The sequence below is a fragment of the Glutamicibacter bergerei genome, assembly GCF_054495185.1.
Map to the genome: position 1 here is coordinate 1,849,548 of NZ_CM137131.1, position 22,101 is coordinate 1,871,648.

A 22,101-nucleotide genomic window follows, 5' to 3' on the forward strand; every position below is an offset into this window, starting at 1 on the left:
TTTCGAAAGCCGGCGGCAACCTACCGCCGGCCGGTGCAGGTTACGCGAGGATGACCCCATGGCTTTCTGCAAGGACCGAGAGCGAATGGTCGATCTCGGCTGCGGTCTGGGTCTGATCCCAGCCCATTGGTTCCGCGAGGTGCGAGGCGACCTCGGTGACCAAATCTTTGGTGACCAACCCGCGGAAGGCGAGGTTGGTGCGGCGAATAAACACGTCGATCAAGCGGCCGACCTGTTCGTGCGCGACCAGGTAGGAAAGTTCCTGAACGGACAGTTCGCTGCTGTGCGTCAGCAGCTCTTCGTGCTCGCCAACTTCAGCAAGCACCCGATCCGCTCCGGTGCCATAACGCTCGAGCAGGACGCGTAGCCGCGCATGCGGAGCACGATCCTCACGGGCCGCGTACCAGGCGGCCAGCTGGCCCTCATTGGTGGGGAAGTTTTTGCCGCCGCCAATAGCCACACCTTGCGTGCTGTGCTTTTCACTCTCGCCAAGGAAGGCCAATGCCTTGCCTCCGAGGTTTTCAGCCAGCGCGCGGAAGGTGGTCCATTTGCCACCGATCAGTGAAAGCATCATGGTGGAATCGGTCAGCCGGGTTTCCTTCACCTGGTAATCACGGGAGACGAAGCCCGGGGCGGTGTCGTCGTGGTTCGGTAGTGGACGCACACCGGAGAACTTGTAGACGATCTGCTCTTCACTCACGGAAATCCGCGGGAACACCTGGCCGATCAAATCGAAGAAGTACGCGACTTCCTCGTCGGTGCACACCGCTGGTTCACGCATGTCGTGTTCCAGGTCGGTGGTTCCCACCAGTACCCGGCCAAGCATTGGGTAGATCAGTACGATGCGACCGTCTTCGTTTTCGAAGAAGATTTCACGTCCTCCGGTCGCCGCCAGCAGCTCTGGGTGATCAAGCACGATGTGTGAGCCCTTGGTGCCACCGGTCCATTTGGTGTTTTTACCAAGCTCGGCGTTGGTCAGATCCACCCAGGCGCCGGTGGCGTTGATGATGACCTCGGCTTCAAAGTCGAACTGCTCGCCGGTCAGGACGTCGCGTAGCGTCGCGGTGCCGTCGGTGACGGTGGTTAGCTCCACGTAGTTGCTAGCGCGCGCCTGATCGCTGGCACCCAGACCGTCGCGCAGTACGTCGAGGGTCAGGCGTTCGGGATTGTGCACCGACGCGTCAAAGTAGGTGGCGGTGTATTTGACGTCCTCGCGCAGTTCGGGCAGATCCTTGCGGGCCGCCTTGGTGCCTTTAAAGTTGTGCCATGGGGTGTTGCGTCCGCCGATGCCGGCGAACACGTCGTACATGATCAATCCGGCTTTAATGAGCGCCGCACCGCGCTCGGTCGGCTTGCCGGACTTGTGAGTTAAGAAACGCATCGGCGCGCTGAGCATGCCGGAGAACGTGGAAAAAATCGGGATCGTGGTCTGCAATGGCTTCACGTAGTGCGGAGCGATCTCCAGCAACGAGTTGCGTTCCTGGACCGATTCGTGGACGAGGCGGAATTCACCGTTTTCGAGGTAACGGATCCCACCGTGGATCATATGTGAGCTTGCCCCGGAGGCTCCTTGGCAGTAGTCGCCGCGCTCCACCAGTGCCACATCGATTCCCTGCATCGCGAGGTAGCGGAAAGTCGCCACACCGTTGATGCCACCGCCGACAACGAGCACCCGCGCCTTTGGCCGTGCACGTAGTTGCTCTAGCTGGTCCCGATTCACGATTGCATGCCCCTTTTTTGACTGTTGGTGTCTGTCAACAGTTAGTCTTGTCACCATGGAACAAAACGGTCAAACGAAATGCACAAACGTGCAGAAATGGTCTGATTGATGCAGATATCCCCCGGGAACGGCCCCTATAAACTGCCAAATCCTGACACATCCGTGCATACGAACCCCAAAGCCAAGGACGCCTTACGCGCCGCACAGTTGTATTACCTGCAGGACATCAAGATGGAAGTGATTGCCCGTGAACTCGGCGTTTCACGATCCACGGTCTCTCGCCTGCTCGCCCACGCCAAACGCACCGGAATGGTTTCGGTGAAGATCAACCCCTCGGCTAACCTGTCGGCATTAGTCAGTAACCAGTTAGCCGAAAAATACGGGATCAACGTGCATCTAGTACCCACCGACGGGTCGATGGATGACACCGAACTGCTCCAACGCGTCTCGGCACATGCCGCCTATCTGCTGGGCACGATCGTGTCCTCCTCAATGACCATCGGTGTCGCCTGGGGCCAAACCATGCAGGCGGTCTCCGCGGCACTGACCGGCCACCCCACCCACGACTCGGTGGTCGTGCAACTAAACGGGGCGGCCAACCCGGTCTCCAGCGGGGTGCGCTACGCCAGCGAAATCCTGACCCGCTTCGGCCAAGCCTTTACCGCCCGCACCGAACAGTTCCCGGTCCCGGCATTTTTCGACAAGGCCAGCACCCGCGAGGCGATGTGGCAGGAAACCTCCATACATCGTGTGCTTAATATCCAACGCGAAATGAATTTGGCGGTCTTCTCCTTGGGAGCGGCCAACTCAAACCTCGCCTCGCAGGTGTACCGCGGCGGTTACCTCAGTAAGGCCGAGACAAGACAGCTCAGTGAGATGGGTGTAGTAGGCGACGTGGCGACGGTCTTTTTCGACAAAAACGGCGACGACGCGCACATCGAAATCAACGCTCGAGCCACCGGCCCCACCTTGGCAGAACTACGCAAGGTCCCAAGACGCTTCTGCGTGGTCTCGGGACGCGGCAAATTACAAGCCGTCCGCGGGGCACTGAATGGCAAGCTGATCACCGAGCTGGTCATCGACGAGGGCACCGCGCTGGCGTTGCTCGACGGGTAGGGTTAAATACATGACGCCACGCACCCAACTGGTCACCACCCATACCCTGCACGGATCCACCACCAAGGTCTACAGTTACCCGGCCAGCGGGCAGCCAAGCGCCGGAACGATTTTTGCGATCCACGGTTTTCGTGGCGATCATCATGGGCTGCAACGCATCGTGGACCAGCTGCCGCAATACACCATCCTCGTGCCCGATCTACCTGGTTTCGGCTCCTCCAGCTCGATGGACCTACCCCATGACGTCGACGGATACGCGACGGCCTTGTCCACGTTGGCCGACGAGTTCGCCCTGCCTTCCAACGCCATCTTGCTCGGACATTCTTTTGGCTCGCTGGTGGCCGCCAAACTGGCTACCGAACGCGACTTTTCCAGGCTTGTGCTGCTGAACCCGATCTCCGAGCTGGCGTTGGATTCCTCGCAGGCACTGATGGCCAAACTCACCGGATTTTACTACGAGGTCTGCGCAAAACTTCCCGAACGCCTCGGTTCTGCGGTTCTGCGCTCGGAGTTATTCTCCGACGCAATGAGCGTGGTGATGACCAAGAGTAAAGACCGCGCCATGCGCCAGTACGTGCGCGAACAGCACCGCGCCTACTTTGGTGGCTTTCATTCACGAGTAACCCTTGCGCAGGCATATCAGGCATCTATCGCGCACACCGTGGGCGAATACAGCGCAGATATTCACATTCCGGTACTCCTGGTCGGCGGCATGCTCGACGAGTTAGGCACCCCGGAAACCCAAGAGAAGCTCCGTGCAAGCTTTGGCGACGCGCGGCTAGTCATGCTGGAGAACGTCGGACACCTGATTCACTACGAAAAGGCCGGCGACACCGCGGCGGCGATCGACAAATTTCTGCAGCAATTGCCGGACTGATCTTGGGCTAAAGCACCTCGTCGGGATCCACCGCGATGTTCACTACCGGATCTTTAGCCGCGGACATCCGCGCCCGCAAAGCTCGCAGCGAGGTGGTAACTAGGTGGCCGTCGGCGTAGGAAAAGAACAGCACGTAGCGGTGTTCGATCGGCGGGCCATCAATAATCGTCGGACCGTGCACCGCCAGCTTTTCACGCAGTTGCGGTGCCATGGCAGCGATTAACCGTTCGGCCCCGGGACCGGAGACCACGGCGCTTCGTACCGCCGGAGGCAGTCCCAGTTCACGACGCTCCCCCAATTCACGCTCGGCAAAACTTGCCGGGTCATAACGCACCAGTGCCGCGCCGGCCGGGCTCGGCGTGCCGGTCAGCACCACTACCCCATCGTGCGAGGCCAACGAGGCGGCGCTAAACCAACGGCTGAGCACCTCCTCGGTATTACGAAGCGAGTCATGGGCCATCATTTTGTCCGCGTCCAGTAGTAGCACGGCACTGTATCCTCCGTCCACCACCGGCTCCACCCCGGGGGTTGCCACCACCAGCGCGGGTTTGCGCTCCAGCCGGCGCACTGGTTTGGCCCCCGTAGAAGAAATGACCGGCACCTTGGCAAACGCCTGACCCAACTCGTCCGCGGTACGATCCGCGCCAATGCTTGCCGCGCGGATCCGTGGCGAATTACATTCGGCACAACGGTATTCGCGATACTGTTCACCACACCATTTGCAGGAAATATGGTGGGTTGACCCGCCAAGTTGTAACGGACCCTGACAGGCCGGGCAGCGGGCCAACGTTCGGCAGTCCTGACAGGCCAGCGCGGGCATAAAACCGGTGCGCGCCACTTGCACCAGCACCGGCCCGGTTTCCAGTGCCTTGCTTGCTTCACGCCAGGCGAGCGACGGGATCCGAGCACGGGCAAGCACCGGGTCGCGTTCCATTTCAAAGTCATTGGTGGTGGCCACCACGCGCGGGGTCTGCGCGCGCAGCACCGCCCGGGGCACCTTGAGCTCCGTGGCCCATCCGGTAGCCACTAGGCGCTGGGCTTCGACCGAGCGCGAAGGTGAGGCAATGAGCAGCGAGCAATCGCTATGGGTGCTGCGCAACAACGCCACCTCACGCGCATGCTGGTACGGCGCGCGCTGTTCGCGGTGGGATTGATCTGCATCTTGCCAGAGCACGATCAGCCCCAGCTGCGGTATATGACACTGCGCGGCGGATCGGGTGCCGATGACGATCTGCACCTGCCCGCCGATGGCGCGCAGGAAATTTCGGTACCGTGGGGTCGGCCCATCGTCGGCCTGCAGCCGCGCATAACTGTCTTTACCGAAGTGCTCGTCCAAGTGTTCGGCCAGTCGAGCCAGATCACTGGCGTCGGGCACCAGCAGGAGCACGCGCTGCCCGCGGGCCAACACCGGACGGCAGGCATCAAGCAAAAATCCGGGCCACGAGCCATAAAAGTTCGGCACCCAGGTGGCTACCGCGCGCAGCGTATCCCCGTTGGCCCAGGCTTGGAGCGCCTCGGGACCCAGCTCGTAATGTTCGAGCTGATTTGGATGCTCAGGCAGCGTGGGGGCTACCTCTTGCAGTTCTTCCTTTTCGACCTTGGCCGCGCGTGCCGGGACGGCTAGGCGCACCACATCCCACACGGTGCCGGCATAACGCTGTGCTACTAGTTCGGCGACTTCATAAACCTCGCGGTGCAGCACCACCTTGTCGCTGACCAGTTTAGACAGTGTCTTGAGCTTGATCGGCGAGGCGTAGTCTTCAAGCACCTCGGTGATAAAGCCAGGCAGTTGTTGCGCCCCAAAAGGCACCTTCACGCGTGTGCCGGCCACCGCGGTGGACAGCATTGACTCGGGCACCTGATAGTCGAAGAGCCGGTCCAGATGTGGCACGGAAGAATCAATCAGCACCCGAGCAACCCGCTTGATACGGGCCGGCACGGGTGCTGATATGAGGGCGTCTTGCTGCACGCTAGGTCCTAGGCGTTAAACCAGCTGCGCAGCGCATCCACGCGGTCGGTACGCTCCCAGGTGAAGTCGGTGTCGTCACGTCCGAAGTGGCCGTGCGCGGCGGTTTTACGGTAGATCGGACGTAGCAAATCCAGGTCTTCGATGATGCCCAGTGGGCGCAGGTCAAAGATTTCGTTGATGGCGCGGGTGATTTTGGCCGGGTCTACGGTTTCGGTGCCGAAGGTCTCCACATACAGACCCACCGGGCGAGCCACGCCGATGGCATAGGCAACCTGAACCTCGGCGCGGCGAGCAAGCCCCGCGGCGACCACATTCTTCGCTACCCAACGCATCGCGTAGGCGGCCGAACGGTCAACCTTGGAAGGGTCCTTGCCGGAGAACGCGCCGCCACCGTGGCGGGCGAAGCCGCCGTAGGTGTCCACGATGATTTTGCGTCCGGTGAGCCCGGCATCGCCTACCGGTCCGCCGATCACAAAAGGACCCGAAGGGTTCAGGATCACGTTGGTGGCTGAGGTGTCCAGATTGGAACGCTCAAGAATCGGGGTGACAACCTCTTCGAGCAGGTCTGCCTTCAAGGTCGCCAACTCGTATTCCGAGGCGTGCTGGCTGGAAACGACCACGGTGTCGATGGAGACCGGAGTGTCCCCGTCATAACCGATAGTGACCTGAGTCTTGCCGTCCGGACGCAGCAGCGGCATGCGTCCATTCTTGCGCACCTGGGTCAGTCGCTCGGACAGACGGTGAGCCAAGAAGATCGGGGTAGGCATCAGCGAATCGGTTTCATCCGAGGCGTAGCCAAACATCAGGCCCTGGTCGCCGGCGCCCTGCATATCGCGGGGGTCCTTGGCGGTACCTTCACGCGCTTCCAGCGAGTTGAACACGCCGTCGTGGATTTCCTGGGACTGCTGTCCGATCGAGACCGACACACCACAGCGCGCCCCGTCAAAGCCGTTGGCCGAGGAGTCGTAGCCGATGTCCAGGATGGTACTGCGCACGATCTCGGGGATCTCTACGTAGCCGTTGGTGGTCACCTCGCCGGCCACATGCACCAGTCCGGTGGTGGTCAGCGTTTCGACGGCGACCTTAGAGTTCGGGTCCTGCGCCAGCATGGCATCGAGGATCGCATCCGAGATCTGGTCGCAAATTTTGTCTGGGTGTCCCTCGGTAACGGATTCCGAGGTGAAAAGACGAAGTTCGGGGGTAGTTGAAGTCACCTTTTTACTCTATCTGGTCTGACCGACCGATTGGCTTTAGTTGCGACGTTACGTGACCAAACACCATATGGTGCGGCTCACTTTGTGACGTGCGGATGTCCGATTATTGCGCTGGCGATCTGCTCTATGACCACCCGGGCCACCTCGAGTTTGCTTCCCGTAGCCTGCACACTCGGAGCCTGCGAGGCAAACAGCACCTGAATGCTGTTGGTGTCTTGTCCAAAGGTCAGCTGCGCGCCCACCTCGTTGACCACGAGCATTTCGCAGCCCTTACGCGCCAACTTCGAGCGCCCGTAGTCCAGCACGCTGCCCTGCTCGTCACCGGTTTCGGCGGCGAACCCGACGATCAGTGAGGGCAGCGTCGCATCCTGCGCACGTGCCTGCACAATCTCGGCCAGAATGTCTGGATTGCGCACCAAGGTGATCACCGGAGCGGAGTGTTCGTCGCGCTTTTTAATCTTCGAATTTTCGATGTTTGCCGGGCGGAAGTCGGCCACCGCGGCGTTCATGATCAGCACATCGTGACCTGGAGCCTCGGCGAACACCGCCGCGCGCAGCTCTAACGCGCTCGATGTATGCACCAGACGCACCCCAGCCGGTGGGGCAACTTCGAGGTGAGTGGCCAGCAACGTCACCTCGGCGCCAGCATCACGGGCGGCCTGCGCCAGTGCCACGCCTTGGCGGCCGGAGGAACGGTTACCCAAGAAGCGCACCGGGTCCAAAGGCTCGCGAGTACCACCAGCGGTGATCAACACTCGCTGGCCGGCCAGGATCGGGGTGCTGAGCAACGGGGTAATCTGCGCAAAAATATCTTCGGGTTCTGGAAGTCGTCCCGGTCCGGAGTCTTTTCCGGTCAACCGCCCGCTAGCCGGTTCGATGATGGTCACCCCACGTGCGCGCAAGGTGGCCACGTTGGCGCGGGTGGCCTCGTGTTGCCACATTTCGGTGTGCATTGCCGGGGCCATCACTACCGGGGCCCGGGTCGCTAGCAGCGTGCCGGTCAACAAATCATCGGCGATCCCCGCCGCCGCCTTGGCCATCAGGTCCGCCGTCGCTGGCACGATCAGCACCAGGTCTGCTTGCTGACCTAAGCGCACGTGGTTCACCGATTCGACCGCGTCAAAAACGTTGGAGGTCACGCGATTGCCCGACAGGGCTTCCCAGGTGGCGTTGCCAACGAAGTTTTCGACCTTCGCAGTCGGGATGACGTCGACGTGATGCCCGGCCTCTTTGAGCAGGCGCAGCAACAACACGGACTTGTAGGCGGCGATCCCAGCCGAGACGCCCAAAACGATACGCAACACGCGAAATATCCTTCGGTGATTTATTACCTGGTGGTTAAAGAAAAAGCTGGTGGTTAAAGAAAAAAGATGGCGCCCGATCGGGGCGCCATCTCTCATATTAGTCTTCGGTAACTTCAGCCCGAGTGACCTTGAGCAGCTGGCTGTCCAGTTCGCGCAATGCGATGGTCAGTGGCTTTTCGTTCAACTTGGTCTCAACCAATGGACCAACATACTCGAACAGGCCTTCATTTAGCTGCGCGTAGTAGGCGTTGATCTGACGTGCGCGCTTTGATGCGTTGAGCACCAGCGCGTACTTCGAGTCGTTGGTCTCAAGCAACGAGTCGATCGATGGGTTAATGATTCCCTCTAGATTGGACACAGGACTCCCTTTAGTCATTCTTCAGGCCCATAAGGGCCACAAGCTCTTCGGCGGCGCGTGAAACATCATCGTTAACGATGGTGACATCGAATTCTGATTCCGCCGCAAGTTCTAGTTTAGCGGTTTCTAGGCGACGCTGCTGCTCCTGGGCCGTTTCGGTGCCACGACCGATCAGTCGGCGCACCAATTCATCCCACGTTGGCGGGGCCAAAAAGACAAACTTTGCCTCAGGCAACGTCTCTTTAACCTGTCGTGCACCCTGCAGATCGATCTCCAGCAGGACCTTCTTGCCATTGGCCACCGCGTCGTCAACCGTGGAACGAATGGTCCCGTAGCTATTCTGCCCGTGCACCACAGCCCATTCCAACATGTCACCGCCATCGACCAGTTGATGGAACTTTTCAGGCCCGACGAAGAAGTAATGAACTCCATCCTCTTCGCCTGGCCGTGGGTCTCGGGTTGTGGCCGAGACCGAAAGCCAGACATCAGGATAGTTATCTCGGATGTAGGTGGAGACGGTGCCCTTACCTACGGCCGTGGGGCCGGCTAGTACAGTTACCGACGCAGCGGTCATTGACTACACTTTCGTTTTTGGTGGCGATTGCTTGAAGTGTTCGGTGATCGCCGTGCGCTGCTTGCGGCCTAAACCGCGCAAGCGACGCGAAGGGGAAATGCCAAGACGTTCCAGCAGGTTTGCTGCACGAACTTCGCCAACACCCGGCACCGATTCCAGAAGGTCCATGACACGCATGCGTCCCACAGCCTCGTCTTCGTATACCAAGTCTAGTACCTCCGTGATGGAGATCTTGCCGGTACTGAACTGGGCTTTAAGTTCTGCACGGCGTGTGCGAGCTGCCAATGCCTTGGCACGAGCCCGAATACGGTCTTCGTCTGAGAGTTCTCGCAGTACCATCGTTCAGCCATCCTTCATGTGTAGTGGACTAAGGCTATGAGAGTGAACATAGCGATCAAACGCGCATTTTGCAAGAGTAATCGCGTTGTGGCTACCAGAGACTGTAGTAGCCACAACGCGATTGTGCTAGTTATTTAGCCCGCGGCCAATAATTCATCACGAACTTGCGCCGCTTTCGCCCGCAAGGCGTTTACACTTGGCCCCACCTTGAGGATGTCCCGGCTGCTGGTACCCAGTACTTGTGAATAGCTACCGGCAAATGCGGCGGCGATATCACGTGCCGTGGCCCCTTGGGCACCGAGCCCAGGGGTGAGCAATGGCGCCTTCGTTGCACTCAGATCGATGCCCAGTTTCGCCGGTGCATCGCCAATGGTTGCGCCTACCACCAGACCCACGTGGCCCATATCTTCAGCGCCCGCATTTTCTGCGATGACTTGGTCAATAATCGATTTTGCAACCGACTTTTCACCGCCAACGTGCTGCACAGAGGGCCCTTCAGGGTTCGAGGTGAGCCCCAAAACGAACACTCCACGACCGGTCTGCGCGGCCAGATCAATGGCCGGACGAAGCGACTCATAACCGAGGTACGGACTGAGCGTCACCGCGTCCGAAGCCAGCGGTGAAGCATCGTCCAACCATGCCGTGGCATAGGCCGCCATGGTCGAACCAATGTCGCCACGCTTAGCATCTGCGAGGGTTAATATTCCCGCAGATTTTGCCAAGCTGAGAGTTTCCTCCAAAACCGCAAATCCTGCGGACCCGAAGCGCTCATACAACGCGACCTGAGGCTTCAAAATTGCTGCCACACCAACCATGGCTTCCACCACGGTCAGTGAGAAAGATCGCACCCCAGCGGGGCTGTTTTCCAGCCCCCACGCCTGAAGCAACGCCGGGTGCGGGTCAATTCCCACACACAGCGGCCCGGAGGCCTCCATCGCCGCCCGAAGGCGGGTTCCGAAGTTAGGCATTACGCGCACCGCGCAGGTTCTGATCGTGCACCTGCAAGCTGGTGACATCCCACTCGTACTCACGTAGCGCGTCGATAGCCTGCACGCAGGCACCAAACTCGGCGACGGTAGTGATAATTGGGGTGCCCACCGACACCGCGGCGGCGCGGATCTCGTAGCCGTCCCCGCGTGCCTCGGAGCCGGTTGGGGTGTTCAAGATCAGGCCGATCTGCCCGGCGTTGATCAGATCAACGATGGACTCGCCGCCCTCATGGACCTTGCCGACCACCTGGGTCGGGATGCCGTTGCGGCGCAGTACCTCTGCGGTACCACCGGTGGACAGGATCTCAAATCCGTTGTCCGCCAGGTGCTTGACCGGGATCACGATGGAGCGCTTGTCACGGTTGGTCACCGAAACAAATACCTTGCCGCCGGTAGGCAGCGGGTTGTTCGCCGCCGCCTGGGACTTGGCGAAGGCGGTATCAAAGTACTTGTCGATACCCATGACCTCGCCGGTGGAGCGCATCTCTGGGCCGAGCAGCGAGTCGACGACCTTGCCCTCCGGGGTGCGGAAGCGAGCGAAGGGAAGCACCGCTTCCTTCACCGCGATCGGCGCCGAATCTGGCAGGTGGGTGCCATCTCCGGTAGCCGGCAGGGAGCTGCCGCGCAGTTCGGCGATGGTGTGTCCCACGCCGATCAATGCCGCGACCTTGGCCAGCTGTACGCCGGTAGCCTTCGAGGTGAATGGCACGGTACGGCTGGCGCGTGGGTTCGCTTCGATCACGTAGAGAATATCTGAGGCGAGCGCGAACTGGATGTTGATCAGACCGCGTACGCCCACACCGTCGGCGATGGCGCGCGTGGCGGCTGCCACGCGGTCACGCACGTCTGGGCCCAGGGTGATCGGAGGCAAGGTGCAGGCCGAGTCGCCGGAGTGAATGCCGGCCTCCTCGATGTGCTCCATGATGCCGCCGACGTACAGGTCGGTGCCGTCGAACAGGGCGTCCACGTCGATCTCGATGGCGTCTTCCAGGAAGCGGTCCACTAGGACCGGGTGGTCCACGGTGATTTCGGTGGCGTTGGCGATGTAGCGTTCCAGGTGCGCCTCGTCGTAGACGATCTCCATACCGCGTCCGCCCAGCACGTAGGAAGGGCGCACCAAGACCGGGTAGCCGATCGAGTCGGCGATCTTCTTCGCGTCGGCGAAGGACACCGCGGTGCCGTTCTTCGGGGCGATCAGCCCGGCGTTATCCAACACCTGCTGGAAGGCGCCACGGTGCTCGGCGAGGTCGATGGCCTCCGGGGAGGTACCCAGGATTGGCACGCCGGCTGCCTTCAACTCGGCTGCGAGCTTCAGCGGGGTCTGACCGCCAAGCTGCACGAACACCCCGAGTACTCCGCCGGTCGCTTCTTCCGCGTGGATGATTTCCAGCACGTCTTCCAAGGTCAGCGGCTCAAAGTAGAGACGATCGGAAATGTCATAGTCGGTAGACACGGTTTCCGGGTTGCAGTTGATCATCACGGTGTCGTGGCCTGCTTCACGCAAGGCCATCACCGCGTGCACGCAGGAGTAATCAAATTCGATGCCCTGGCCGATCCGGTTTGGACCGGAACCCAGGATGATTACCGAGGGCTTCTCGTGGGCGACAACCTCGGTCTCTTCGTCGTAGGTCGAGTACATGTACGGGGTGAACGCCTCGAACTCGGCCGCGCAGGTGTCCACGGTCTTGAAGACCGGGCGCACACCCAACGCGTGACGGATTCCGCGGATGACCGCTTCAGGCTTACCGGTCAGCGCCGCGATCTGCGCGTCGGAGAAACCGTGGCGCTTCGCTTCGCGCAAGACCTCTTCGGACAGGTCCTTATTCGCCGCAATCATTTGTGCGGTCTCGTTGATCAGCGCCAGCTGATCCAGGTACCACGGGTCGATCGCGGTGGTTTCAAAGAGCTTCTCGATGGAGACCCCGGAGAACAGCAGACGCTGCACTAGCGAGAGGCGCTCGGTGGAGCCCTTCACGATCGAGGCCAGCACCGCCTCATGCTCTTCTTCCGGAATCGGCTCGAAGGAAAGCTCCGAGCCCTTCTGCTCGAGCGAACGCAACGCCTTCTGCAGGGCCTCAGTGAAGTTGCGGCCCAGCGCCATCGCCTCGCCCACGGACTTCATGGTGGTGGTCAGCGTCTTATCGGCTGCCGGGAACTTCTCGAAGGCAAAGCGTGGGACCTTCACGACCACATAGTCCAGCGCCGGCTCAAAGGAGGCCGGGGTCTTCTGCGTGATGTCGTTTGGAATCTCGTCCAGGGTGTAACCCAGCGAGAGCTTGGTGGCGATCTTCGCGATCGCAAAGCCGGTGGCCTTGGAGGCCAGCGCCGAGGAACGCGAGACGCGTGGGTTCATCTCGATGACAACCACTCGTCCGGTGTCCGGTTCGATCGCGAACTGAATGTTACAGCCACCGGTGTCCACGCCCACCTCGCGGATGACCGCGATGGAGATGTCACGCAGGTTCTGGTATTCGCGGTCGGTCAGCGTCATCGCCGGGGCGACGGTGATCGAGTCGCCGGTGTGCACGCCGACCGGGTCGAAGTTTTCGATCGAACACACGACGACGACGTTGTCGTTCTTGTCGCGCATCATTTCCAGCTCGTATTCCTTCCACCCCAGGATGGACTCCTCCAGGAGCACCTCGGTGGTCGGCGAGTACTGCAGGCCCGCTCCGGCGATACGGCGCAGATCCTGCGCGTCATAAGCCATGCCCGAGCCAAGTCCACCCATGGTGAACGAAGGGCGCACTACCACCGGGTAGTTCAGAATCTCGACGGCGGCAAAAGCCTCCTCCAGCGTGTGCACGATCTGTGACTTCGCCGATTCGGCGCCACAGCGCTCCACGACGCCCTTGAACTTCTCGCGGTCCTCGCCCAGCTCGATGGCCTCGATATTCGCGCCGATCAGCTCGACGTTGTACTTTTCAAGCACGCCTGCCTTGTCCAGTGCGATGGCGGTGTTCAGTGCGGTCTGCCCGCCCAGGGTCGGCAGGATCGCGTCGGGGCGTTCCTTGGCGATGATCTTCTCCACGACCTCCGGGGTGATCGGCTCGATGTAGGTGGCATCGGCGAATTCCGGGTCGGTCATGATGGTGGCGGGGTTGGAGTTCACCAGGATGACCCGCAGGCCCTCCTCCTTGAGCACCCGCAGTGCCTGGGTGCCGGAGTAATCAAATTCGGCCGCCTGGCCGATGACGATCGGGCCCGAACCGATGACGAGTACTGAGGTGAGATCGGTGCGCTTAGGCATTACTTGCTGTCCTTATCTGCGGCGGAATCCATCGCGGAAACGAAACGGTCAAAGAGGTAGGCGGCATCGTGGGGACCGGATGCTGCCTCCGGGTGGTACTGCACGGAGAAGGCCGGGATGTCCAGGCAGGACAGGCCCTCCACCACGTGGTCGTTCAGCGAGAAGTGCGAGACTTCCACCTTGCCGAAGCGTTCCACCGGTGCGGTGACGGCGCATTCAAGCGGTGCGTCGACGGCGAAGCCGTGGTTCTGGCTGGTGATCTCCACCCGGCCGGTGGACTTGTCCATAACCGGCTGGTTGATTCCACGGTGTCCGAAGCGCAGCTTGTAGGTGTCAAAACCCAGTGCGCGGCCCAGGATCTGGTTGCCGAAGCAGATGCCGAAGTATGGCATGCCGGCGTCGAGTACCTCGCGAACCAGTTCCACCTGTGCGGTAGCTGCCGCCGGGTCACCGGGGCCGTTGGAGAAGAACACTCCGGTGGCGCCGGTGGCCTTGATTTCTTCCAGTGTCGCGTTGTACGGCAAAACGTGTACGCGCAGGCCACGCTCGGCCAGACGGTGCGGGGTCATCGACTTCATGCCCAGGTCCACGGCGGCCACGGTGTGCAGTGGTGCGCCACTAAATCCGTGATCGGCCGGTTCCACGGTATACGCGGTAGCTACCGAAACCTCGGCGGAGATGTTCCGTCCGGCCATGGCTGGCTGCGCCTTGACGGCGGCGATCAGTTCGGTCTCGGGCTGTGCGGCGGCCTCACCGGAGAAGATGCCGGACTTCATTGCCCCGGCGTCGCGCAGGTGACGGGTCAGCGCGCGGGTATCCACGTTGCGGATACCGACGATGCCGTATTCGACCAGGTCTTCATCCAAGGTGCGTTCGCTGCGCCAGTTGCTGGGGCGTCGGGCCGCGTCGCGCACCACATAGCCGGCCGGCCACATCCGAGTGGACTCCGGGTCTTCGCTGTTCACGCCGGTGTTTCCCACGTGTGGGAAGGTCTGCACGACGATCTGGTGCGCGTAGGAAGGGTCGGTCAATGTTTCCTGGTACCCGGTCATTCCGGTGGTGAACACTGCTTCGCCAAGGCTTGTGCCTACGGCGCCGTAGCTACGTCCACGGAAGATGCGGCCATCTTCGAGTACCAACACTGCTGGTAGGTTGCTCAGGGAATTCACTTAGTCTGTCTCCTGCTCGGCCGCGTCGGCTTGGTGCGACGCCAGCAACTGATAAATCTTTGCGGTGTCCTCGTGGTAGCGAGGACGGAATCCGGTATCGAAGGTGAAATCATCCTTCGTCCAGGTGATCACGATCAGCCCGTCACGTTCGACGAACTTGCCGACCATGCCGGCGGACCGGGCCACCTTCACAAACGCGTTCCACGGAATGTGCAGGTCGGTGGTGCCCGGACGGAGCAGATGCACCCCGCCGCTACCCAGTTCCAAGGTGGCGTTTGAACGCACTCCGAGCTGATGGACGGCGATCCGATCCAACCAGTCTTCATACCGGGTGGTGGCCACGTACATGCCGGTGAACTGGTGTTCAGGCTCGTCGTCGAACCCGGCATAAGGCGCCGGAATGTCGGTCTGTCGTCGTTTCATATTGCGCCAGCCGATCAGGATCAGCGCACAAAAAAGTACCGCGATCCCGATCGTGACCAGCACGCTGGTGAGCTCCCCGCTAGTCATTAGCCACCCGCGGGGTAGCCAGCGCACCGTCGAGCACGGTGGGGTGACCGTGGAAGAAGGTGGCGCGCACCGCACCTGGCAGCTCCATCCCGGCAAACGGTGAGTTGCGCCCCTTGGTGGCCATCGTGAACGGGTCCACGATCCAGCGTGCCGCCGGGTCCACTAAGGTCAGGTTGGCCGGTTCACCTACGGCGATCGGGCGGCCCTGATCTGCTAGGCTGCCGATCTTCGCCGGGGTGAACGAGGTAATCCGCGCCACGTCGGCCCAGGAAAGCAGCCCGGTCTGAACCAGCGTGTGCTGCACGATGGACAGCGCGGTTTCCAACCCGGTCATGCCCATGGCCGCGACACCCCATTCGCAGTCCTTCGCTTCGCTCGGGTGCGGGGCGTGGTCGGTGCCGATCACGTCGATGGTTCCATCGGCGACGCCCGCGCGCAGCGCCAGCACATCTTCTTCGCGGCGCAGCGGCGGGTTGACCTTGTACACCGGATCAAAGGTTTTCACCTTTTCATCGGTCAGCAACAGGTGGTGTGGGGTGACCTCGGCGGTGACGGCGATGCCGCGGGCCTTGGCCCAGCGGATAATCTCCACCGATCCGGCGGTTGACACGTGGCACACGTGCAAGCGTGCGCCGACATGTTCTGCAAGCAGCACGTCGCGGGCGATGATCGATTCTTCGGCGACCGCCGGCCAGCCGGTCATGCCGAGCACCGCGGACACCTCGCCCTCGTTCATTTGGGCACCCTCGGTGAGCCGTGGTTCTTGGGCGTGCTGGGCGATCACCCCGTCGAAGGCCTTCACATATTCCAGCGCACGGCGCATCAGCAGCGGATCGGAGACACAGATCCCGTCATCTGAGAACATCCGCACTTTCGCGCGGGAATCTGCCATCGCGCCGATCTCGGAGAGCTGCTGCCCGCCCAGTCCTACGGTCACCGCACCGACCGGGCGAACATCCACCCAGCCAGCCTTGCGGCCCAGCTCGTAAACCTGCTCGACGACGCCGGCGTTATCTGCCACCGGGGTGGAATTGGCCATCGCGTGCACCGCGGTGTAACCGCCGCGAGCCGCGGCCTGGGAACCGGTTTCCACGGTTTCGGCATCTTCACGGCCCGGTTCGCGCAGGTGCGTATGCGGGTCAACGAGCCCCGGCAGCAATACCAGCCCGGCGGCTTCGATCACCGTAGCCTCGGCGTCGCTGAGTTCACCGAGCTGTGCGATCTTGCCGTCAATGATTAGCACGTCGGTAGCTTGACCGCCGAGAACGGCGGCCTGTCGAATCAAATACTTCATCTTAGGTTCCTTAGATCAGGTCGCCGGAAAGCAGCATGTAGAGGCTTGCCATGCGGACCGCAACGCCGTTGGTGACCTGTTCCAGGACCATCGACGCTGGCGAATCGGCGGCAGCCGAGGATATTTCAAGACCGCGGTTCATCGGGCCAGGGTGCAAGATCAGCGTGTCGTGCCCCTTGGCTTCAAGCGCTTTGAGTCGGGTGTCATCCAGCCCCCAGTAGCGCGAGTATTCGCGTGGGTTCGGGAAGAACGCTGCCCGCATCCGCTCGCCTTGCACACGCAGCATCATCACCGCATCCACCCCGGATTCGATCACCGCGTCCAGCGAGTAACTAATTTTGCACGGCCAAGCGCTCGCGCCGACCGGCAGCAGCGTCGGCGGGGCGACCATGGTCACCGATGCGCCGAGCGTGTTCAGTAGCCACAAATTTGAGCGGGCCACCCTGCTGTGCAGGATGTCACCGACGATCGCGACCTTCAGCCCGTCCAGTCCCCGGCCTAGCGGAGAGACGCCCTCGCGCAGCGCCAGCTGGCGGCGCAGCGTAAACGCGTCGAGCAACGCCTGGGTGGGGTGTTCGTGGGTGCCATCCCCGGCGTTGACGATCGGCAGCCCGATCCAGTCGGTGGCCGCCAGGCGTGCCGGTGCCCCGGAGTCAGGGTGGCGGATCACTACCGCGTCCGCGCCGATGGCCAGCAGCGTCTGCGCGGTGTCCTTCAACGATTCGCCCTTGGACACGCTGGAGCCCTTGGCCGAAAAGTTGATCACATCGGCGCTCAAGCGCTTAGCGGCGGCTTCGAAGGAGATGCGGGTGCGGGTGGAGTCCTCAAAAAACAGGTTCACCACGGTGCGGCCACGCAACGCCGGAAGCTTTTTGACCTGCCGGGTGCCGGTTTCGCGCATTTCTTCGGCGATGTCCAGGATCGCGATGGCTTCTTCGCGGCTCAAGTCCGCGGTGGATAGCAGGTGTTTCATGCGCTGGCCTCGATGATGACTTCGTTGCTTCCGTCGATTTCGGCCAGGTGCACGCGCACCTTTTCGCTTTTTGCTGTGGGCAGGTTTTTGCCTACGTGGTCCGCACGAATCGGCAACTCGCGGTGCCCGCGGTCAATGAGCACAGCCAGTCGCACAATGCGCGGCCGTCCCCAGTCCGAGAGCGCGTCCAGCGCGGCGCGAATGGTGCGTCCGGAATAGAGTACATCGTCCACCAGTACGACGACCTTGCCGTCGATGCCACCGGCAGGCAGGCGCGTAGGCGCCGGGGTGCGGGTGGTGGAGTGACGCAGATCGTCACGGTACATGGTGATGTCCAGCTGTCCGACCAGCGACGCGGGGTCCAGCTGGTTCGGCGTCGAAGCGGCGATGCGTTGTGCTAGGCGTTGGGCCAGCGGATAACCGCGGCTCGGAATGCCTAGCAGCACCAGATCTTCGGTGCCCTTGTTGGCTTCGATAATTTCGAAGGCCACACGGGTCAGTACACGTTCGATGTCTTCGCCGGTCAAAACCGTGCGAGCCACATCGTGCTGTGAATTTTCATTCATCGGTGTGCACCTCTCCCTTCTCCGCCTCACGGGACGGGATTTAAAGGAATATTGCTAGTTCAAATTATCATGATCCGGCCATCATTCCCTAGCGGAAACCTATGCATACCCGTGAATGACCTATGACTTCTTTCACAGGATGATCCGCGCGCTCTCACGATCCCCCGCAAAGTGCGCTAATTCGCGCTCTTTGTCACGCTCGATGACCATCTACCTGTCGATTTGAGCACACTGGTAGGGGTAAGCAGGTACGCCATAGTGTGATGTAGCTCCTCAAGGTTTCCCGCTCACGCCAGACACACACTCACGTAACAAAACCAGAACTACGTGAGAACTACCAGCTGACCGGCAAGATTTTCGAAGCTCACGCACCGGCATGGCTGTTAGCCTCGGAGAATCAGCGACCTGCGAGGAAATGGATCGGTTTGCCCACATGAGTCAAGACACCAACTACGACACCTTCGCCGAGGCGTATAACGCCGAAAATGAAACCAGCCTGCTCAACGCCTACTATGAGCGCCCGGCGATGCTCAAGCTCGCCGGGCAAGTGCAAGGTAAAACGATTCTTGATGTCGGCTGCGGCGGCGGGGTGCTCAGCGAAGAATTGCTCCGACGTGGGGCCACGGTCCACGGGTTTGATGCCAGTCAAGCCATGCTCGATATCGCCCGACGCAGGCTCGGCGCGCAGGCCCAGCTGAAGTGCGCGGACCTAAGCGAGCCTCTGCCCTACGCCGAGAATAGTTTTGACGATGCCTGCGCCTCCTTGGTCTTGCACTATCTGCAAGACTGGAGCGCTCCACTGGCCGAGCTGCGGCGTGTGCTCAAACCTGGCGGACGCTTGCTAATCTCGGTGAACCACCCATTGCTGTACCCGCTGACTCATCAGGGTGTCCAGTACTTTAAGACCACCAGGTACACCGATGAGCTCGAATTTGACGGTCAGCAAGGCAGCCTGACCTACTGGCACCGTCCGCTGCATGCAATGTCCGACGCCTTTGCGAGGGCCGGATTCAGCATCGAGCTGATCAGCGAGCCGCCCTACTCCAAGGAGGCACCGGATGAACTGGTTCCGGAGAATTTAAAGGACCGTGATGCCTTTGTGAGTTTCATCTTCTTCGTGCTGCGTTAAGCGTATTTAAATACCGAGAGCCGGAACCCAGCAGGTTCCGGCTCTCGGTAGATTATGAAGTCGAGGATTAGTCGATCAGGGTGTCCTTGACGCTCTGAATGCGTCCGAGCACACCGTTGACGAATTCTGGAGATTCGTCGGTGGATAGTTCACGTACGTTCACGACCGCTTCGGCCACGGCAACCGCGTCCGGAACGTCGTCGTTGTACAGGATTTCCCAGACACCGATGCGCAGCGCCATGCGGTCAACGCCCGGCATACGCTCGATGGTCCAGCCCTTAACGTAGCTTTCAAGCACCTCGTCGATGCGGTCCAGGTGGGCCATAACGCCCTCAAGGATTGTCAGCGAGTACTCGTTAAGCACGATGTCAGAATTGTCGCGGCGGCCGATCGCTACACTAAGCGCATCAACGTCGCGGGCCTCGGCTTCAAAAAGAAACTCAAGTGCACGACGTCGCGCCTTAGCGCGGGCCCTCACTAGGAGACACGTCCCAGGTAATCGCCGGTGCGGGTATCAACCTTCACCTTGGTGTTCTGCTCAACAAACAATGGAACCTGGATTTCCAGACCGGTCTCCAGGGTTGCGTTTTTGGTACCAGCCGACGAGCGGTCGCCCTGCAGGCCCGGCTCGGTGTAGGTGATTTCCAGAACGACGGATGCTGGCAGTTCCAGGTACAGTGGGCTGCCGTCGTACATTGCGATGGTCAGCTCCTGGTTCTCCAGCAGGTAGCCTGCTGCGTCTCCCACGGTGACTCCGGAAACGGTGATCTGGTCGTAGTCTTCCAGGTTCATGAAGACGTAGTCTTCGCCATCCTGGTAGAGGTACTGGTAATCGCGGCGGTCAACGGTGGCCAGCTCAATTTTGGTGCCGGCGTTGTAGGTCTTATCCAAGACCTTTCCGGACATCACGTTGCGCATCTTGGTACGGACGAAAGCGCCGCCCTTGCCTGGCTTAACGTGCTGGAAGTCGATGATGGTAAAAAGCTGGCCGTCAATCTTGATGACCTGACCATTTTTGATGTCAGTTGTATCCGCCACGGGTCCTCAATCCTCTATTTTTTGCCGGCATACACCGGCATTATCAAAAATCCATTTATCACTATAGCAAACTGCGCTAATGACTAATTTTGTGCACGTTCCTCGGCCAGTCGTAAACAACCGGCCGACGCGTTGAGCAAATGCTGCGAAGAACCCATCTGCTGGCGCTGCTCCAATGCGGTGCGGAACCGGGTTACCGCTGCCTTGTAGTCACCCTTTGCGAAGAATGACATGCCCAGGTGGTGCTGCATCAGCGGCTCGTAGTAGGTGCCCGAAAATTCATCCACCAGCTTGCGCAAGCGGTTGATAGCGCGATCGAAATCACCTTGCAAGCGGGTCAGCTCGGTGTCCAACACGCGTAAGTGCGCATTGGTTGGGTCTTCAAAACGTGATTCGGCAATCAGATTACCGGCCAGCGCGAGCTCGCCACGAGCCATGTGGATCACCACTTGGTCGGTAGGCGTGCCATTGGCCATCGAACGATCGGCGGCCTGTTCATCGTTGATGAAGGGACGCAGAGTGTTCGGGTCAATCAATACTCCGTCGATGGAGGTGCCCACGCCTTCGTGGTTTACCGATGCGACGTCAATGGCGTATGCGGTGAATTCGCTCATGCTTACTCTCCGATTTCCTGGTAGGCGGCGAATAACAGCGAGTTATCCGGCACCTCGTAAATACGTGGTTTGCCGATGGCGTCGAGCACTACAAAACGTAGTTGATCACCACGGGTCTTCTTATCGCGCTTCATGCCGTCTAGCAGCGCCATCCACTTGTCGTTGCGGTAGCTGGTAGGCAAGCCCAAGGACTTCAGGATGCTGAAGTGCCGTTCGGTGACCGCGTCGGGGGTGTGCCCCACCGAACGGCCCAGCTCTGCGGCGAAGCACAGCCCGATGGACACTGCCGCGCCGTGGCGGATGTTGTAACGCTCGGACAATTCGATCGCGTGGGCCAGGGTGTGGCCGTAGTTCAGGAACTCGCGGTCCCCCGCTTCCTTCAGGTCGCGTGAAACCACCTCGACCTTCACCGCGATGGTGCGTTCGATAATTTCGCGTAACCGGTCGCTGTCGGCGCGGATCGCATCTTCGGGATCTTCTTCGATCAGTTCCAAGATGCGCTCATCGGCGATGAACCCGCACTTCACTGCTTCGGCGAGGCCGGTGACCAGTTCGTGCTTAGGCAGCGTGGCTAGCGCATCAAGATCCGCCAGCACACCCGCCGGCGGGTGGAAGGAACCGACGAGGTTTTTACCCTCGGCGGTGTTGATACCGGTTTTGCCGCCCACGGCGGCGTCGACCATACCCAACAGCGAGGTTGGCACGTGGATCACCTTCACCCCACGCAGCCAGGTGGCGGCCACGAAGCCTGCGAGGTCGGTGACCGCTCCGCCGCCCACGGCGACAATTGCGTCGCTGCGGGTGAAGTCGTTCTTGCCCAGTACTTCCCAACAGAAGGAGGCAACTTGAATGTGCTTGCCCTCTTCGGCATCGGGAATTTCAGCGGTCAGCGAGGTAAGCCCGGCTTTTTCCAGGTCGTCGCGAACGACGTCACCGGTGGCGCGCAGGGCGCGAGGATGGATGACCAGAACCTTCTTAACTGCCGGACCCAAAAGTTCGGGCAATTCTCCCAGTAAGCCGTTACCGACCATGACCGGATATGACTCCGCTGGGGTGGCTCCGGTGACCTGAAGTGTGGTTGGTGCGAGTGGCATCCTT

Annotated in this window: 21 protein-coding genes; 3 read left to right on the forward strand and 18 right to left on the reverse strand. The window is 60.8% G+C overall.

Going from position 1 to position 22,101, the window contains the following annotated elements; genetic code table 11:
- Positions 1 to 40: 40 nt before the first annotated feature.
- Entirely contained in the window at positions 41 to 1,777 is a 1,737-nt protein-coding gene (locus ACX5K5_RS08515; protein ID WP_188686040.1) for a glycerol-3-phosphate dehydrogenase/oxidase, read from the reverse strand.
- Between the two features lie 105 nt (positions 1,778 to 1,882).
- Here ACX5K5_RS08515 and ACX5K5_RS08520 point away from each other — a divergent pair, with 105 nt between their 5' ends.
- Both ACX5K5_RS08520 and ACX5K5_RS08525 read left to right on the forward strand, forming a co-directional pair.
- A complete protein-coding gene (locus ACX5K5_RS08520; RefSeq protein WP_229677130.1) occupies positions 1,883 to 2,836 on the forward strand; it encodes a sugar-binding transcriptional regulator in 954 nt (317 codons plus the stop codon).
- 10 nt (positions 2,837 to 2,846) lie between these two features.
- Positions 2,847 to 3,713 (forward strand): alpha/beta fold hydrolase, encoded by an 867-nt coding sequence (locus tag ACX5K5_RS08525; RefSeq protein WP_459174293.1) that lies wholly within the window; start codon positions 2,847 to 2,849, stop codon positions 3,711 to 3,713.
- 7 nt (positions 3,714 to 3,720) lie between these two features.
- Here the strand turns inward: ACX5K5_RS08525 and ACX5K5_RS08530 are convergent, their stop codons facing one another.
- The 13 genes from ACX5K5_RS08530 to pyrR all read right to left on the reverse strand — a co-directional run bounded on the left by ACX5K5_RS08530 (position 3,721) and on the right by pyrR (position 18,222).
- The gene (locus ACX5K5_RS08530; protein WP_459174294.1) at positions 3,721 to 5,682 is read right to left on the reverse strand and encodes a primosomal protein N' family DNA-binding protein; all 1,962 of its coding nucleotides are present in this window, start codon (positions 5,680 to 5,682) and stop codon (positions 3,721 to 3,723) included.
- Between the two features lie 8 nt (positions 5,683 to 5,690).
- Positions 5,691 to 6,896, reverse strand: a complete 1,206-nt coding sequence (gene metK, locus ACX5K5_RS08535) for a methionine adenosyltransferase (RefSeq protein WP_096257748.1) — start codon at positions 6,894 to 6,896, stop codon at positions 5,691 to 5,693.
- Positions 6,897 to 6,973: 77 nt separating this feature from the next.
- Positions 6,974 to 8,197, reverse strand: a complete 1,224-nt coding sequence (gene coaBC / locus ACX5K5_RS08540) for a bifunctional phosphopantothenoylcysteine decarboxylase/phosphopantothenate--cysteine ligase CoaBC (protein WP_459175435.1) — start codon at positions 8,195 to 8,197, stop codon at positions 6,974 to 6,976.
- A gap of 100 nt (positions 8,198 to 8,297) precedes the next feature.
- Positions 8,298 to 8,558: a DNA-directed RNA polymerase subunit omega gene (rpoZ, locus tag ACX5K5_RS08545; protein WP_407646312.1), complete on the reverse strand. Its 261-nt coding sequence runs from the start codon at positions 8,556 to 8,558 to the stop codon at positions 8,298 to 8,300.
- A 10-nt stretch (positions 8,559 to 8,568) separates the two neighbouring features.
- On the reverse strand, positions 8,569 to 9,132 hold the full coding sequence (gene gmk, locus ACX5K5_RS08550; RefSeq protein WP_096257751.1) for a guanylate kinase: 564 nt from the start codon (positions 9,130 to 9,132) through the stop codon (positions 8,569 to 8,571).
- A gap of 3 nt (positions 9,133 to 9,135) precedes the next feature.
- Positions 9,136 to 9,471, reverse strand: a complete 336-nt coding sequence (gene mihF / locus ACX5K5_RS08555; protein ID WP_096257752.1) for an integration host factor, actinobacterial type — start codon at positions 9,469 to 9,471, stop codon at positions 9,136 to 9,138.
- Positions 9,472 to 9,605: 134 nt separating this feature from the next.
- Entirely contained in the window at positions 9,606 to 10,439 is an 834-nt protein-coding gene (pyrF, locus tag ACX5K5_RS08560; RefSeq protein WP_459174295.1) for an orotidine-5'-phosphate decarboxylase, read from the reverse strand.
- The gene (gene carB / locus ACX5K5_RS08565; RefSeq protein ID WP_096257754.1) at positions 10,432 to 13,710 is read right to left on the reverse strand and encodes a carbamoyl-phosphate synthase large subunit; all 3,279 of its coding nucleotides are present in this window, start codon (positions 13,708 to 13,710) and stop codon (positions 10,432 to 10,434) included. The genes pyrF and carB overlap by 8 nt, the downstream gene beginning before the upstream one ends.
- Positions 13,710 to 14,879 carry a glutamine-hydrolyzing carbamoyl-phosphate synthase small subunit gene (gene carA / locus ACX5K5_RS08570; protein WP_459174296.1) on the reverse strand — a complete coding sequence of 390 codons (1,170 nt, stop codon included), beginning with the start codon at positions 14,877 to 14,879 and terminating at the stop codon, positions 13,710 to 13,712. The genes carB and carA overlap by 1 nt, the downstream gene beginning before the upstream one ends.
- Positions 14,880 to 15,389, reverse strand: coding sequence for a PH-like domain-containing protein (locus ACX5K5_RS08575; protein WP_459174297.1), 510 nt, complete (start codon positions 15,387 to 15,389; stop codon positions 14,880 to 14,882).
- Positions 15,382 to 16,683 (reverse strand): dihydroorotase, encoded by a 1,302-nt coding sequence (locus ACX5K5_RS08580; RefSeq protein WP_096257757.1) that lies wholly within the window; start codon positions 16,681 to 16,683, stop codon positions 15,382 to 15,384. The genes ACX5K5_RS08575 and ACX5K5_RS08580 overlap by 8 nt, the downstream gene beginning before the upstream one ends.
- A gap of 10 nt (positions 16,684 to 16,693) precedes the next feature.
- Complete coding sequence (locus ACX5K5_RS08585; protein WP_459174298.1) at positions 16,694 to 17,656, reverse strand: aspartate carbamoyltransferase catalytic subunit; 963 nt, start codon at positions 17,654 to 17,656, stop codon at positions 16,694 to 16,696.
- Positions 17,653 to 18,222 carry a bifunctional pyr operon transcriptional regulator/uracil phosphoribosyltransferase PyrR gene (gene pyrR / locus ACX5K5_RS08590; protein WP_096257759.1) on the reverse strand — a complete coding sequence of 190 codons (570 nt, stop codon included), beginning with the start codon at positions 18,220 to 18,222 and terminating at the stop codon, positions 17,653 to 17,655. The genes ACX5K5_RS08585 and pyrR overlap by 4 nt, the downstream gene beginning before the upstream one ends.
- 433 nt (positions 18,223 to 18,655) lie before the next feature.
- Here pyrR and ACX5K5_RS08595 point away from each other — a divergent pair, with 433 nt between their 5' ends.
- Positions 18,656 to 19,351 carry a class I SAM-dependent methyltransferase gene (locus ACX5K5_RS08595; protein ID WP_459174299.1) on the forward strand — a complete coding sequence of 232 codons (696 nt, stop codon included), beginning with the start codon at positions 18,656 to 18,658 and terminating at the stop codon, positions 19,349 to 19,351.
- Positions 19,352 to 19,418: 67 nt separating this feature from the next.
- On the opposite strand, the gene nusB is transcribed toward ACX5K5_RS08595, so the two are convergent.
- The 4 genes from nusB to aroB form a co-directional block, all read right to left on the reverse strand.
- Positions 19,419 to 19,829 (reverse strand): transcription antitermination factor NusB, encoded by a 411-nt coding sequence (nusB, locus tag ACX5K5_RS08600; protein ID WP_096257760.1) that lies wholly within the window; start codon positions 19,827 to 19,829, stop codon positions 19,419 to 19,421.
- Positions 19,829 to 20,389 carry an elongation factor P gene (gene efp / locus ACX5K5_RS08605; RefSeq protein ID WP_096257761.1) on the reverse strand — a complete coding sequence of 187 codons (561 nt, stop codon included), beginning with the start codon at positions 20,387 to 20,389 and terminating at the stop codon, positions 19,829 to 19,831. Before efp ends, nusB begins: the two co-directional genes overlap by 1 nt.
- A gap of 83 nt (positions 20,390 to 20,472) precedes the next feature.
- Entirely contained in the window at positions 20,473 to 21,003 is a 531-nt protein-coding gene (locus tag ACX5K5_RS08610; protein WP_096257762.1) for a tol-pal system YbgF family protein, read from the reverse strand.
- A gap of 2 nt (positions 21,004 to 21,005) precedes the next feature.
- The gene (gene aroB, locus ACX5K5_RS08615; RefSeq protein ID WP_346059369.1) at positions 21,006 to 22,097 is read right to left on the reverse strand and encodes a 3-dehydroquinate synthase; all 1,092 of its coding nucleotides are present in this window, start codon (positions 22,095 to 22,097) and stop codon (positions 21,006 to 21,008) included.
- Between the last annotated feature and the right edge of the window lie 4 nt (positions 22,098 to 22,101).